A 15,239-nucleotide genomic window follows, 5' to 3' on the forward strand; every position below is an offset into this window, starting at 1 on the left:
AAATGAAAACAAATTCCGGAGCTAAAAAACGGTTTACAATAACCGGTTCCGGTAAAATTAAAAGAAAGCATGCTTTTAAAAGTCATATCCTGACAAAAAAAGCAACAAAGAGAAAGAGAAATTTAACGTATTTCGGTACTGTGGATAAAGCAGATCAGAATAACGTTAAGGAATTACTTTCAATGAAGTAATAAAACGAGTTATTAACAGAGTGAATTAGCTTAAAGATTCCTTAAAGGGAACGCTAACCATTCAAAATTTAAAAGTTATGCCAAGATCAGTAAATTCTGTAGCATCAAGAGCCAGAAGAAAAAGGGTTCTAAAACAGACAAAAGGTTATTTCGGTAGCAGGGCAAATGTATGGACCGTTGCTAAAAATGCTCATGAGAAAGCATTAAACTATGCTTACCGTGACAGACGCGTTAAAAAAAGAAGTTTCCGTGCACTTTGGATTCAGCGTATCAACGCTGCAGCCCGCTTAGAGGGAATGTCATATTCCCAGTTAATGGGTGGTTTGAAAAAGGCCAATGTGGAAATCAACAGAAAAGTTTTGGCTTCTCTGGCAATTGATCATCCCGTTGCATTTAAAGCTGTGCTGAAAAAAGCCGAAGGCGCATTAAAAAAATAATTGACTTAAAGGTCATTCGTTGAAAAGGCATCCGTCATCCGGCGGATGCCTTTTTGTTTACACTGATTTTCAAAGGGACGTGGTCTCGCAATTTTTCATTATACTTGTAACCTCAATTTACTTCTGTTGTATTGAAAAGATATATAGATATTTCATATCCCGTTACTGCTTCGGTTTTAAGTATCATGTCAGGTATTGATAGCTGGCTTGATTATGAGGATCTGGCTGCAATGAATAATCACCTGGCGGGTCTTACAAATCTGTATGTGCCTGGAGATAAAGTAAATAAAACCGATATCGCATCGGTGTATTGCGGAAGGTATTTTACAAAGGCCTGGATTGTTACAGTTAATGATATTACACCCGGAGATGTCCTCACCTGTGATATTTTGGGTGATACAGAAGATAAATTCAACACAGGAGACAGTTTGCTGATCAAATCAGATTGGAGCAAAAATCACACGGATCGTAATCTGTTTTTTGATAAATATCCAACCCTTGGTGTTGACCTTGCTGAATGGCTCGTCAGAAAACAGGCTAATATGGTTTTAGCTGATACCCCATTTCTGGCAAATAATCACTACCTTCCCGAGTTCAGTGATGTATATTCAAAGCTGGGGGAGTCAAAAATTCTTGCAGTTACAGGTCTTACGAACCTGGATATTCTTGGTGGTGAGTCAGTGGATCTTGTAATTATGCCATTAAAACTAAGGGATCTGAATTATTCACCGGTCAGGGTAATTGCGGTACTGCCATAAGCGATAAGTTTAACATGAAAAAGAAAATAATTAACTGGATTATCCTCATCGTGATATTGTTGCTCGTCATGTTCGGTGTAAGATGGGCTGAGTCGAAACGTAATACCCTCCTGGAGAAGCAGAACTCTGAGCAAAAACCTTAATCAAAGGTATCCTTTTGGGACTTTAAAAATATGTTGACTTAAAAATCGATAAATTTCGTTTGCTCAGGTTAATCTAAATCAGTTATTGTACTTTACTACGCGATGATTTTGTAACTTTATGTCTTACTAAAATCCCTCAGTATGTCTTTAAAGATACAAAGGATAACTAAAAACAGTTCAGCAACGCTTTTACTTTTGAAAAACAAAAAGGTGAGTGTTGTTATTGATCCGGCCTGCGGTGGTCGAATAGTGGAATATGCCATTAAAGGCGAAAATATATTATACATTGATCCAAACGAAGAACGTTATACCTTTAGTGTAGAGAAACCGCCACTAAACAGTCATAGTCCAACAGGCGGCAGGTTTGATGTTGGACCCGAACTGGTTATTCCTGAGCACCCTGATTTATGGGTTGGACAATGGGATGTTATTCACGCAGATGAGCTTGGTATTGTTATAAGAAGTAAGAAAGATAGAAATTCAGGTATTCAACTGGAACGTTTCTTTAAACTTGCCGATGATTCTTCCAATCTTCTTTTTACTCAGACCATCCGGAATTTATCTGAACAACTGGTAAGTTGCTACCACTGGAGCCGGACCCAGGTTGTTGGCGGAGGTATATTTATTTCACCACTCAGTAAGTTCTGGCGTTTCCCGAAACGCTATGTGGTTTTTAATCCGGATCATACCATTAATTATATGCCTGAGCCGGATGAACATGTGCTGGTGCAGGATGATGACGTGGTTGTAACAGGTAAGCCGGTTGGATCAAGGATTGCATTTGACAGCAATGAAGGCTGGATGGCATATGTTGCACCAAATGACCTGATGTTGGTAAAAAAATTTCATGTGTATGCTGAAAGAGATTATGGTGAAATCGTATCCAATAACATGTCATTATTGTATGAAGATACGTTTTGTGAATTATCTCCTTTCGGGCCTATAACATATCTGGAACCCGGACAGGAAGATTCCTTTACCGAGGAATGGTGGCTGTTTCCCGAGAATTTCAGAAAGATTGGTAAATCCTTTGATGTGTCAGAAATAAAAAATATCATCAGCGATCTCTAGACCACTGATGATATCTTTCCTGTCAGCTTTCCTGTGGTTTCAATAAAATCTTTTGCTGGTCCGCAGATTTAATATCCTGAAAAAATTGTACAAAATCACCATAAAGGGACTTATCGTAGATGCCTTTGTTAAATCTGGCACTACGAATATAGGTGAGTATGTTGCCTTCCTGACGGATACTGGCTTCATAACTCCCGAAGGCTGAAGTTAATTTAACCGGCTTGATCTGAGCCTCAAGGATATACCCTTCGGGAAGAATGTATTCAATGGTGTCAGATTCCAGCATAGAACGCTGTATCTCAATATCAGATCTCCGGTTGAAAACCTTTTTAGGTGAATAGGTTTCCTTGTTAAGCTTATTGATCTCAAAAATGATTCGGTTGCCCATAAGCGTTCCTGCAGACAACACCCGGAAGTCCAGGTTTTCCTCAATGGCATTAACATCACCACGAATCTGGTATTTATAGCTGTTCAGTTTGATGTCGGAGAAGGCCAGGCTTTCGTAGGTCTTGCGTCTTTTTTGTTCTTCATCATCGCTGTCCCACCATGAGACCTCATTTTCATATTCGCCACTGTAATAGGCCTTCACATTGAATTCACCACTCAGGTCGTTGTTAATACGTACTGTCGCTTTGCGTCTTTCTCCATTAAGGAAGTTGTCTAACGCGGGCGTTTTTATCAGTTTACTGGAGTCTTTATTAATCAGAAGGGCATACCTGTTATCGGTAAATGTTGACAAATAGCCTGCAGGCATTTTCTGACTTGTACACTCCAGCCAGGTGGTATCCTGATCAACAGGCACGCACAAAATGACGTGGTTAAACTGATTGGAAACAAAATCCTTCTTAAAATCGGGTATTACCGAACCAGCGTAAATAAGGGTGTAGTAGGCTTTGATTCCTGCCACATTCAGTAAACTCATGGTGTAATTTGTCAGCGCTTTACAATCACCATATCCAACCTCATCAACACGCTGAGCTTCAATGGGCTGCCAGCCCCCAATGCCAATGGCAATATTCAGATAGTGGGTTTTATCCTGGACATATTTATAAACCCGTTCAATTTTTTCCTGATCCGAACCGGCATTGGATATCAGTTCTTTTATTTTCTGCCGGGTCTCTTCCGAAACCTCCTGTTTATCCTCGTTCAGTTCTGATATCCATTTACCCAGTGATTTCCAGTCTTTTAAACTTCCCTCTTTTTTATAAAATTCGAAGTCATTAATTGCAGGGTAAACACTTGGAAACTGCTGATGAATATCCTTGTCGTAAGGTTCTGACTTTGGAGCAGGTTGATTGGTGACTTCCCAGAAATATGTGGTAGCATCATCCAGTTTCTCTGTCTTAACAGGATTTGAAATAGCCTGTTCTTTATATTTAAAATCCAGGTCGTTATCAACGATAATTTTGAAGGTCGATTTTTCTACAGCCACATTGTAACCTTCAAAGGAACTCCATTGAGGAATAAACATGCTTCCGTCATAATTTTCTTCGTATGAATATTCTATCGTAAAGGGCGTAGTCTTAATGGGCGGCTCGTAAATTCTAATGCGGTTGTCAGAGAAAAGTGAAGATCCTGAAATGGCACTCACATCATAAACATCACTCGTTTTTATGGACTTATATTTTTTCCCGTCAGCTTTATATATTTTCCCTTCAGGATAGCTAACTTTATACACAGATGAATAAGGTAACATAATATTGGCCTCATCCAGTCCTCTTTGGTTCAGAATTGTAACAATACGGTTATATTTTACTTTTACCTTTGATTTGGAATAGATGGTGCACTCGGTCTCACTTAGCCGGATTACCACATCGGCGTTTTCTCTTAACTTCTCAGGAATGGTACTGCTGTTGTATATAAAGTCATCTGCACTTATATTTATCAGGGGAATAAGAAAGGCGAGAAGAACGAAAAACAATGATTTCATATTTCAGTTTTTAGATTTTAACTGTTTATTTTAATTCAGCCGTTGCATTCTCATCCTGAAGTTTGATGATTATGTTTTCAGAATGTTTTTCAATCAGTGCTGTAAAGAAGTTCTTGATGTAAGTATAATTTTCCGGTCCAATAAGCGTGTTATTGACATTGAATTTATATAATACCTGAATCATATTACCGCTATGTGCCACATTATATAAAGCTGTCACACTTTTATCAGGCATAATCAGTTTTACCGGCTTAGGCAGCTCCTCTACGGTGGCGTTTGGTGGGAGCTGAATGCTTACAATGAGACTTTTTTCGAACGGATATATAAAGTCTATCGGGAACAATCTTTTTTCCAGTTTAAAAGGATTTTCGGTTATTTTATTTTCAAACAGCGGATTGATTAAAACCATTGATCCCACCATGTTGCTGCGGGTATCAATCTTGATATTGTATTTCTCTGTTGTGGGATCATCAGCATTGCTAAAACCACTCAGGTTAAAATCATTAACAGAAAACGAAGAATTTCGTTTTTCAAAATCGATGATGTAGTCTTCCTCAGAATTAAACGAATGGAATCTGTTTTTTTTATCCCTGGCACTGTATCCTGTTGATTGTAAGGTGATACTTCCTTCCAGATTTCCGGTTGAATCCATCTTGAGATTATAAACAGCATTCTTTTTGTCTACTGATCCTGCATTCAGGTTGATCCATTCATTGCCTGTGTCTGTTATTAACCGGCCTCTGGCATTAAGACAATATTCCGGCACAAGATACGGGTGCAGGTACTGATCCGTAGCATCAAGTAAAAGATTTCCTTTGTCATCGGTAACTCTGGCAATTACATAGTTTAATTTATCCAGGCTAGGGTTAAAAAGTGATAGCATACCATTGTCACGTGTACTGAGTACGACAGGATCTGCTTCGATACCCAGTTCGTTGAGCAGGTTGATCAGCATAATGTTTATTTCTGCCGAGTTTGCCAGTTTTTTGTCATATCTGTCTTTAAGGGAAAAAGAAGTACAGGCCAGCCTTTTGGTTTCGTCCCATTTAACTTCCTTGATTTTACTGACAGCCATTTTTATCTGGTCCTCTCTGGATAAATCTTTGCTGCGGATTTCCTCTGCAATATCTTTAATAAAACCATTCCCTCTCATTTTTCCACCGAAATAGGAAGATTTATTAAGCAGGTTTGCTATGGCATCCCATGAAGTGGCATAGATTTTTCTGTAACCGATTTCAGGAATGATGATTGAGGTAATTTCAAAATCAAATTTCGATACATAGTTTAAGGGGTCATTCATGTATTTTTCTGCTCTGAAAGCAGGTACATCAAACATGGCCCAGCGGTGCGATTCGTACACATCAAGGGATTCAAAACCGGTATACGATTTAGTGTAGTTTACATATGGGTTATCAAAAATTACAAGTTCACTGTGTGCTACAGGAATGCTGTACTGAAATCTCCATCTGTCCGGTAATCCAAAAACGCTGTACTCTATGTCAACAACTGATCCTACTGAAACATTGGGCATGGAGACTCTAAGTCGATAGTAATCATCATACATATGCTCTTTGAATACATCGTCGGATTTGTCAAGCTTCGTCGTTTCAATTTTTCCATCAACAAGGTTGAATGTTTTTCCGCGAATCATACCTTTTTCACTGGTTGGGAATGTCCAGTTAGCCCATTCAAGGCCATCTTTTTTTAAAATTTTAACCCTGAGGGTTCGATTAAACTGATATTGGTCCGGATCAAATTCACCATAATCACATAATATGACCGCAGATGCTGTCGTATCTTGTTCATAAACCGTCATTTCAAGCATTTCCTTATCCACATCACCAAATTTAATTGGTGCCTTAGAATAGATCAGATTAAGGCATACAAACAATAAAAAGCTTAGTGTTGTTGTTCTCATATTGGTTTAATTAAAGTTATCAATCAGGTTAAATAATGTTTCTTTTTTCATACAGATAATACTATACAAGTCATAAAACAGGTTTATCAAATATAGTTATTTATGTATTTTAATAAGCTATTATCCTTTCGATATCAGAAATTTATATGTGTTCTAAATAGGAGTTAAGTTTCTGTTAATCATTTAAACGTTTTATCTGTTCACCGCAAGTACCTTTTATGCCATTTATTGATTGTGCTCCACGGAGGTAAAATGATGCAGATTTACCTCAATATGTAAAAAGTTATAAGTTGGGATGCATTAGTAATCTGCTGCCACCTGGTTTTCTGTCTTTAAATTAATGATTAGTTTTTCAGCATGTTTTTCGACCAGAATCCTATAGAAATTCTTGATATTTTCATATTTATCCTGGTTGATAAATGGCTCTTTTACACTTAGTTGGTATAATACCTGTACTGAGTTTCCTTTTTGATCAACACTGTAAAATGCTGTAATACTTTTATCAGGCATTTCAAGTCTCATTGCTTTCGGTAGTTCTTCAATAACCGCGTTATCAGGTAGCTGTATATTTACAAGCAGATTTTTTTCAAAAGGATATATAAAATCAATCGGGTACAAACGTTTTTCAAGTTTAAATGGGTTTTCATCGATCTTTTCTTCAAACAAAGGATTAATTAGCAATACTGATCCAATCCTGTTGCCTTTGTCTTCAATTTCAATAGAATATTTTTCAATAGTTGCCGATTCTGAATCCTCAAATCCCAGTAACTCATAGTTTTTTACCGTAAATGAAGCGTTTCTGTTATCAACGTCAATTACATAATCTTCAGCTGAATTATATGAATGATACCTGGCTTTTTTGTTCCGTGATGAATAACCTGCAGCCTGGAGCTTTAGTACTCCATCCATTTTTCCTGTTGAATCCATTTTCAGGTCGTAGATGTAACTACTCTTATCAATAGCTGATGCACTTACATAGATCCAGGAATTTGTATGCATTTTCAACAGCCTGCCTTTGCCGTTAATGCAATACTCGGGAACCAGATAAGGATGAAGGTATGGATCTGTTGCATCCAGCAGCAGATCACCATATTCATCTTTTACATGCGCTACAACATAGTTAAGTTTATCGAGGCTGGGATTAAATATGGGCAGCATTCCATTGTCTCTTGTACTCAGTACTACCGGCGATGCATTTATTCCAAGCTCATTTAAAAGGTCAATCAACATAATGTTAATTTCAGCTGAATTTGCCAGCTTTTTCTCATATTGATCTTTCAGCGTACTTGCACCGCAGTATAGGGTTTTATTATTATCCCATTTGACATGCTTAATGGATTTGACTGCTGCTTTTATCTTTTCAGCCTGAGTCAATTCCTCCTGATTTATTTCATCTGCCAGATCTTTGATGAAGTTTTCACTTTGTAATTTCACTCCAAACCGTTCGGAGTGTTTGAGGTGATCTGCAATATCATTCCATGAATTAGCATAGATCTTCCGGTAATTTAATTGGGGAATTATAACCGATGTAATTTCAAACTGAAACTTTGACAAGTAATTTGAAGGATCGTTCATGAATTTTTCTGACCTGAAGGCTGGCACATCAAACATGGCCCAGCGGTTAGACTCAAGTACATCAAGTGTTTCGAAACCGGTGTAAGATTTGGAAAAATCAATGTATGATGACCCATAAAATTGTAGTTCACTGTGAACTACCGGAATTGTATTTTGAAAGTACCAATACTGGGGGATGCCATTCATGTGATATTCAATGTCAATAACTGATCCGACCTTTACATTAGGCATAGAAACCCTAAGACGAAATTCATCATCGATTATATGTTCTTTGAATACATCTTCTGTGCGGCTTAATTTGGTTTCCTCTATTTCACCGTTAACAAGATTAAATGTTTTTCCCTTAACATCACCTTTGGCATCGGTAGCAAATGTCCAGTTTGCCCAATGGAGACCATCTTTTGATAAAATTTTAATTCTTAACGTACGTTGAAAGTTGAATCCATCGAGTTCTCCATAATCACAAAGTATCACAGCTGCTGCTGTTGAGTCTTTTTCATAATGCGTCATTTCAAGCATTTCTTTGGTTACATCACCAAACTTAATAGGAGATTTTGATGATGCCGTATAAGCCCCCCAGAGCAGGAATATTAAAATTGATAATTTTTTCATCATAGTTAATTTAGATGCAGATCACTTTTATCTGATTTATATAAAACAGGTTATTCAAAATTAGAAAATTAAAGCATAAAAAAAAGCCGCGTGAAGCGGCTTTCGAAAATTTGTATTTGTTCTAAATAAAAAGGATGTCACCATCTTTATAGTCAACGGATATTGTCTCCTTTTCTCCCAGATTACCACTCAGAATTTCTTTCGATAACCTGTTCAGTATTTCATGCTGCAACATCCTCTTAATGGGACGTGCCCCGAATAAAGGATCAAAGCCTGCTTTTGCAATATGCTCAATGGCTGCATCCGTAAAGGATAGTGTTGTGTTATTGCGTAACAACAGTTTGTTGATATTTTTAATCTGCAACTTAACAATATCCTTGATCTCACTCAGATTAAGAGGTGTAAACATGATCAGCTCGTCAATCCTGTTCAGAAATTCCGGCCTGATGGTTTGTTTCAGCAAACTGAAAATTTCATTTCGCGTTGAAGCAACAAGTCTTTCCTTGTTTTCATCATTTAAACCCTCAAGACGTTCACGGATAATATTGGATCCGATGTTTGAGGTCATGATGATGATGGTGTTCTTAAAGTTTGCCACACGACCTTTGTTATCGGTCAGTCTTCCGTCGTCAAGAACCTGAAGCAGGACGTTAAAAACATCCGGGTGTGCCTTTTCGATCTCGTCGAAAAGTATGACGCTGTATGGTTTACGGCGCACGGCTTCGGTCAACTGTCCCCCCTCGTCATATCCTACATATCCAGGTGGTGATCCTATCAGCCTTGTAACTGCAAATTTTTCCTGGTATTCACTCATGTCGATCCTGGTCATGGCATTTTCATTGTCGAACAAATACTCAGCTAACGCTTTGGCCAACTCTGTTTTACCAACACCTGTAGTTCCAAGGAACAGAAATGAACCGATTGGTTTATTCGGATCCTGCAAGCCGGCCCGACTTCTACGTACCGCATCGGATACGGCACTGATGGCCTCATCCTGACCGATAACGCGTTTGTGCAATTCGTCTTCCAGATGCAAAAGTTTTTCTCGTTCTCCCTGCAGCAGGCGTGTGACCGGGATACCACTCCAGCGTGATACCACTTCGGCTATATCTTCCGCATCAATTTCCTCTTTGATCATCGGGTCATCTCCCTGTAATTCTATCAGTTCCATACGGGCTTTCTCAATGTTAGCCTCTTCCTCCTTGATCTTCCCATAACGGATCTCAGCAACCCTTCCATAATCGCCGCCACGTTCAGCACGCTCAGCTTCAAGTTTGAGTTCCTCAATACCGGCCTTGCTTTTTTGTATTCTGTCTATCAGATTTCTCTCGCTCTGCCATTTGGCTTTCAGTTCAGTCTCCTGTTCTTTCAGGTTTTCAATTTCCTGGGTCAGATTGGCCAGTTTCACTTTGTCGTTTTCCCTTTTGATGGCCTCGCGTTCAATTTCCAGCTGTTTAATCCGCCGTCCCAGTTCGTCCAGAGACTCCGGTAATGAATCTACCTCCAGACGTAATTTGGCTGCAGCTTCATCCATCAGGTCAATGGCTTTATCCGGCAGAAAGCGTTCGGTAATATAGCGCTGACTCAGTTCCACTGCTGCAATAATGGCTTCATCCAGAATCCTGACTTTATGATGACTCTCATACCGTTCTTTTAAACCCCTCAGAATAGAGATGGAACTCATCGTATCCGGTTCATTTACCATAACGGTCTGAAACCTGCGTTCCAAAGCTTTATCCTTCTCGAAATACTTCTGGTATTCACTTAAAGTGGTAGCTCCAATTGCACGTAACTCACCCCGGGCTAATGCCGGTTTAAGAATATTGGCAGCATCCATCGCACCCTCTCCTTTGCCGGCTCCAACCAAAGTGTGGATCTCATCAATAAAAAGTATGATCTGACCTTCGGAGGCAATAACCTCATTGACCACCGCCTTTAATCGCTCTTCGAATTCCCCTTTGTATTTGGCTCCGGCAATCAGTGCGCCCATGTCTAGTGAATAGATCTCACGTGTTTTAAGGTTTTCCGGAACATCACCTCTTATGATCCGATGAGCAAGTCCCTCAGCTATTGCTGTTTTTCCGGTTCCGGGTTCACCGATTAATACCGGGTTATTTTTAGTTCGTCTTGAAAGAATTTGCAGAATACGTCTTATTTCTTCATCTCTGCCGATCACCGGGTCAAGTTTGCCTGATCTCGCCTTCTCATTCAGGTTGATCGCAAAACGATTCAGTGAATCAAACGTGTTCTCAGCATTCTGATCTTCAACTTTTGATCCTTTACGCAATTCCAGAATAGCCTTTTTAAGTTCTGATTCCGTAACACCTGCATCTTTCATTATCCTTGCTGCCCCATCTTTTGAATGTGCAACACCTAACAGAAGGTGTTCAACAGAAACAAATTTATCGCCCATTTTACCGGCATGATCCGATGCTTTCTGTATCACCTCGGAGGATTCACGTGATAAAAATGGTTCCCCACCCGACACTTTAGGATAGGTTTCTATGTGGCTTTGAAGTGCCTGTTTTATCGCATTTTTATTGACTCCCAGTTTATTAAACAGAAAATCAGTCATGTTTTCTGCATGTTGCAGTATGCCTTGCAGGATATGTCCCGGTTCTATGGCCTGCTGATGATAGGATTGTGCAATCTGAACAGCCTGCTGAACCGACTCCTGTGCTTTAATCGTTAAATTATTCAGATTCATAACTCAATTGTTTTTGTTCTGAGTTTCACCAAAAGGTTTGCCATACTTTAATGCCGTTTTATAACAAATTGATAGTCAGTTACTCTGGAAAAATGACTTTATTGCGTGTTGTCAATTTGGCATTTTCAGGGTATGGTTATTGACTTAATGTCATGATATTAAGCTGATTATATGACATATCGTCCTAAGGATTTTTTCTTGTTGCAGGTTATATAATAACAAAATGTTAAGGTAGAAACAGGAACACGGATCTCAGGATCCGATTAAAGCAGGTGGGATAATACAACAACTCCTCATTTTATAATAAGCACCTGTAATGATGTTTGTTTGCAAAAATTCTTTGGTTCAATCAAAAATAAAAACGATTTTTATACTCAATAAAAAAACTGTTAACCCGGAATTAAAACAAAAGAAAATGAGGAATCTTTTAGTTATCACCCTGTTGATTATTAATATGCTGAGTATGTTCGCTCAGGAAGTTTTCACCGTTAGCGCACCTGATGGTCAGCTGCAGGTACAGTTGGAATTAAAAGAGGGTACTCCAATGTACCAGGTTGCGAAAAACGGTGATGTGTTTTTGGAACCGGCTTCTCTTGGTCTGAACACATCTATTGGCGATTTTACAAAAAACATGACTTTTATTTCCGAATCAACAAGGCGAATTGATGAAGATTATACCATGAACAGGGCAAAGATAAGCCGTATTCATTACAGCGCAAATGAGATGGTTTGCAGTTTTTTGAATTCGGAAGCAGATACACTAAAGATCATCTTCAGAGTCAGTAACAATGATGTGGCATTTTCATACTATGTTGCAGTATCCGGACCGGAAACAAACCTAAGGGTAAACTCTGAAGCCACAGCTTTTAATTTACCGGATTACAGCAGCACCTTTATCACACCTCAGGCTTTGCCGATGACTGGTTGGGAAAGAACCAAACCAAGTTACGAAGAGGAATATACGTATAATGAGCCGGTTGGTACACCTTCAAAATATGGTGTTGGATACACATTTCCTGCTTTATTTAAAATTGGCGAACAGGGCTGGGTACTGATATCGGAAACCGGAGTAGACAGCCGATATGTCGGGTCCAGACTTGGAGAAGGGAGTGAAGAGGGGATTTATCCACTGGCATTTCCACAGGCTGGTGAAAATAACGGTATTGGTGGAACCTACGCAGCAATGGCATTGCCTGCACAAACGCCCTGGCGGACCATAACCGTTGGAGAAACCCTGAAGCCGATTGTTGAATCTACAGTGGCATTTGATGTGGTTAAACCACTATATGAGCCATCTCGGGACTATAAGACCGGCAGGGCAACCTGGAGTTGGATCGTATGGCAGGATTACAGTATTAATTATAAGGATCAGATAAAATTCATTGACCTGGCTGCTGCACTTAACTTTGAATATATACTGATAGATAACTGGTGGGACCGCAATATTGGTCGTAAGCGAATGGAAGAACTGGTTCAGTATGCGGCAGCAAAAAATGTTGGTGTGATTCTTTGGTATAATTCGAATGGCTGGTGGAATAATGCGCCACAGACACCGCAGGATAAAATGAATACAGCACCGGCACGTAAAAACGAAATGGCATGGTTAAAGCAAATTGGTGTTAAAGGCTTAAAAGTAGACTTTTTTGGCGGGGATAAGCAGGAGACCATGAAGCTGTATGAAGATATTTTATCTGATGCCAATGATTATGGACTTGCCATAACTTTTCATGGCTGTACTTTTCCAAGGGGCTGGCAACGGATGTATCCTAATTATGTCACCTCCGAGGCAGTTTTAGCTTCAGAGAACCTGATTTTTAATCAGTATCATACCGACAAGCAGGCCTATAATGCAACCATTCTGCCGTTTGTGAGGAACGCAGTTGGCGCCATGGATTTTGCTCCGGTATTTTATAATAAACGCTTAAGCCGTGATAATGCTAATCGTGGCAACATAAGACGTACGACAGATGCTTTTGAAACAGCCACGTCAGTATTGTACTTCTCTCCGGTTCAGCATTTTGGTATCACGCCAAACAACCTTGAGGAACAACCGGAATATGTTCTTGATTTTATCAGACAGGTACCTGCCAGCTGGGATGAAACTGTATTTGTGGACGGCTATCCGGGAAAATACATTGTATTGGCCCGGAAAAAAGACAATAAATGGTATGTGGTGGCCGTAAACGGAGAAAAAGATGTGAAGGAACTTAAGGTTGATCTGCCCATGCTGGCGGGAAAGGAAGTCAACTGTATTTACGATAATGAAGATCGATCTGCAGGCTTTAAAATGCTAAAGCCGGGTAAGAAAGGTAAAATAAAACTGACCTTGCTTCCTGAAGGAGGTGCCGTTTTATACGAATAATTAGGAATGGATTGGTATCATTATTCTAAGAGCCAGATAATAAGTTTCTGATTGGGAGAAATAAACTTTTGGCCTGTAAAAATGTAATTAGCCGTAAAGCTTATTAAAACTGGTGTGTTTGAAATATAATGTAGCCATAGACCACAAAGCGAAGTATTCGGAATACGGCCATATAGAGATACCGGTTGAACCTGTATTCGGTTGAACCTACCAGGATGCTGATCGCTGCCCAGGGAAGTGGTGTGAGTGCAGCTGCAATGATTAAAACAGATCCGAACTTTTTAAACATGGGCCAGTATTGTTGAAAAAACCTTCTTCCCATGTATTTAAATATAACCGTTTTCTTTAATAGCCGGCCAATCATAAAGCCCAAAACTCCTGCACCATAGGATATGCCTGCAAAAAAGGCTACATTTAAAACATATTCAATCAGGCTGGAATTGTTATAGGCCCAGAGCATAAAGAATTCCGGGGGAATAATGCCAAAAAAAACTTCTGATGCGATATAAATAAGGTAAATAAGCGTGGGATTACTGTAAAAAAGGCCCAGCCACATTTCATGATTATCATTTACAAAGAACTTCCTGAATAGCAGGTATGCGGCTGCAATAATAAGTGAATAGATTAAACCGCGAAAGAGGTTTTTAAGTAGAAATTTTATTTTGTTGTCATTTTTCATAAGATGCAAAAATACAAAGACATATAAGAAAAGCGTCTGCTTTCAGCATAAAAGTTTTATCCGATAAATAATGGTTGAAAATGATGAATGTTTAATCCGTTTAATTAGGAAAATACGTTGTTTTGTAAATCGAAATTATCTTATACTTTTGTAGCATAAATTTGGGACGTTAGCTCAGTTGGTTTAGAGCGCTTGCTTGACAGGCAAGAGGTCACTGGTTCGAATCCAGTACGCCCCACTTTCATTAATCATTTCAGTAATTAGAATTTTTTAAGCAAGAGGTCACAGGTTCTCCCGATGCTTCTGGACAGTACGCCGCACTTCCATTAATCATTTCAGTACTTAGAATTATTTAAGCAAGAGGTCACTGGTTCTCCCGATGCTTCGGGACAGTACGCCCCACTTCCATTAATCATTTCAGTAATTAGAATTATTTAAGCAAGAGGTCACAGGTTCTCCCGATGCTTCGGGACAGTACGCCCCACTTCCATTAATCATTTCAGTAATTAGAATTATTTAAGCAAGAGGTCACAGGTTCTCCCGATGCTTCGGGACAGTACGCCCCACTTCCATTAATCATTTCAGTACTTAGAATTATTTAAGCAAGAGGTCACTGGTTCTCCCGATGCTTCGGGACAGTACGCCCCACTTCCATTAATCATTTCAGTAATTAGAATTATTTAAGCAAGAGGTCACAGGTTCTCCCGATGCTTCGGGACAGTACGCCCCACTTCCATTAATCATTTCAGTAATTAGAATTATTTAAGCAAGAGGTCACAGGTTCTCCCGATGCTTCGGGACAGTACGCCCCACTTCCATTAATCATTTCAGTAATTAGAATTATTTAAGCAAGAGG

10 protein-coding genes and 1 tRNA gene are annotated in these 15,239 nt (G+C 39.3%); 6 read left to right on the forward strand and 5 right to left on the reverse strand.

Annotation, left to right across the window (positions count from 1 at the left end):
* The first annotated feature begins 2 nt into the window (after nt 1–2).
* The 4 genes from rpmI to ACE1EF_RS10970 all read left to right on the forward strand — a co-directional run bounded on the left by rpmI (nt 3) and on the right by ACE1EF_RS10970 (nt 2,600).
* Nucleotides 3–191 (forward strand): 50S ribosomal protein L35, encoded by a 189-nt coding sequence (rpmI, locus tag ACE1EF_RS10955; RefSeq protein ID WP_473774490.1) that lies wholly within the window; start codon nt 3–5, stop codon nt 189–191.
* Between the two features lie 77 nt (nt 192–268).
* Nucleotides 269–628 (forward strand): 50S ribosomal protein L20, encoded by a 360-nt coding sequence (gene rplT / locus ACE1EF_RS10960; RefSeq protein WP_375720708.1) that lies wholly within the window; start codon nt 269–271, stop codon nt 626–628.
* 131 nt (nt 629–759) lie between these two features.
* Complete coding sequence (locus ACE1EF_RS10965; RefSeq protein WP_375720709.1) at nt 760–1,386, forward strand: cyclase family protein; 627 nt, start codon at nt 760–762, stop codon at nt 1,384–1,386.
* A 284-nt stretch (nt 1,387–1,670) separates the two neighbouring features.
* A complete protein-coding gene (locus ACE1EF_RS10970; RefSeq protein ID WP_375720710.1) occupies nt 1,671–2,600 on the forward strand; it encodes a hypothetical protein in 930 nt (309 codons plus the stop codon).
* 22 nt (nt 2,601–2,622) lie between these two features.
* Here the strand turns inward: ACE1EF_RS10970 and ACE1EF_RS10975 are convergent, their stop codons facing one another.
* From ACE1EF_RS10975 to clpB, 4 genes are all read right to left on the reverse strand, one after another.
* Nucleotides 2,623–4,530, reverse strand: a complete 1,908-nt coding sequence (locus ACE1EF_RS10975; protein WP_375720711.1) for a DUF3857 domain-containing protein — start codon at nt 4,528–4,530, stop codon at nt 2,623–2,625.
* Between the two features lie 25 nt (nt 4,531–4,555).
* On the reverse strand, nt 4,556–6,448 hold the full coding sequence (locus tag ACE1EF_RS10980; protein ID WP_375720712.1) for a DUF3857 domain-containing protein: 1,893 nt from the start codon (nt 6,446–6,448) through the stop codon (nt 4,556–4,558).
* 300 nt (nt 6,449–6,748) lie between these two features.
* Nucleotides 6,749–8,638: a hypothetical protein gene (locus tag ACE1EF_RS10985; RefSeq protein WP_375720713.1), complete on the reverse strand. Its 1,890-nt coding sequence runs from the start codon at nt 8,636–8,638 to the stop codon at nt 6,749–6,751.
* Nucleotides 8,639–8,756: 118 nt separating this feature from the next.
* Nucleotides 8,757–11,342: an ATP-dependent chaperone ClpB gene (gene clpB, locus ACE1EF_RS10990; protein ID WP_375720714.1), complete on the reverse strand. Its 2,586-nt coding sequence runs from the start codon at nt 11,340–11,342 to the stop codon at nt 8,757–8,759.
* 415 nt (nt 11,343–11,757) lie between these two features.
* Between clpB and ACE1EF_RS10995 the strand changes: the two genes are divergently transcribed.
* Nucleotides 11,758–13,704, forward strand: coding sequence for a glycoside hydrolase family 97 protein (locus ACE1EF_RS10995; RefSeq protein ID WP_375720715.1), 1,947 nt, complete (start codon nt 11,758–11,760; stop codon nt 13,702–13,704).
* A 103-nt stretch (nt 13,705–13,807) separates the two neighbouring features.
* Here the strand turns inward: ACE1EF_RS10995 and ACE1EF_RS11000 are convergent, their stop codons facing one another.
* Nucleotides 13,808–14,383 carry a hypothetical protein gene (locus ACE1EF_RS11000; RefSeq protein WP_375720716.1) on the reverse strand — a complete coding sequence of 192 codons (576 nt, stop codon included), beginning with the start codon at nt 14,381–14,383 and terminating at the stop codon, nt 13,808–13,810.
* A gap of 163 nt (nt 14,384–14,546) precedes the next feature.
* Between ACE1EF_RS11000 and ACE1EF_RS11005 the strand changes: the two genes are divergently transcribed.
* Nucleotides 14,547–14,621, forward strand: a tRNA-Val gene (locus tag ACE1EF_RS11005).
* The last annotated feature ends 618 nt before the right edge of the window (nt 14,622–15,239 follow it).

This window comes from Quyinboa sediminis (assembly GCF_042219855.1).
In the GTDB taxonomy this organism is placed as follows: Bacteria; Bacteroidota; Bacteroidia; order Bacteroidales; family UBA5342; genus JBHJHP01.

Coding starts and splice junctions, on each gene's coding strand:
- rpmI (WP_473774490.1), top strand. CDS start 3: ATGAAAACAAATTCCGGAGCTAAAAAACGGTTTACAATAACCGGTTCC.
- rplT (WP_375720708.1), top strand. CDS start 269: ATGCCAAGATCAGTAAATTCTGTAGCATCAAGAGCCAGAAGAAAAAGG.
- ACE1EF_RS10970 (WP_375720710.1), top strand. CDS start 1,671: ATGTCTTTAAAGATACAAAGGATAACTAAAAACAGTTCAGCAACGCTT.
- ACE1EF_RS10975 (WP_375720711.1), bottom strand. CDS start 4,530: ATGAAATCATTGTTTTTCGTTCTTCTCGCCTTTCTTATTCCCCTGATA.
- ACE1EF_RS10980 (WP_375720712.1), bottom strand. CDS start 6,448: ATGAGAACAACAACACTAAGCTTTTTATTGTTTGTATGCCTTAATCTG.
- ACE1EF_RS10985 (WP_375720713.1), bottom strand. CDS start 8,638: ATGATGAAAAAATTATCAATTTTAATATTCCTGCTCTGGGGGGCTTAT.
- clpB (WP_375720714.1), bottom strand. CDS start 11,342: ATGAATCTGAATAATTTAACGATTAAAGCACAGGAGTCGGTTCAGCAG.
- ACE1EF_RS10995 (WP_375720715.1), top strand. CDS start 11,758: ATGAGGAATCTTTTAGTTATCACCCTGTTGATTATTAATATGCTGAGT.
- ACE1EF_RS11000 (WP_375720716.1), bottom strand. CDS start 14,383: ATGAAAAATGACAACAAAATAAAATTTCTACTTAAAAACCTCTTTCGC.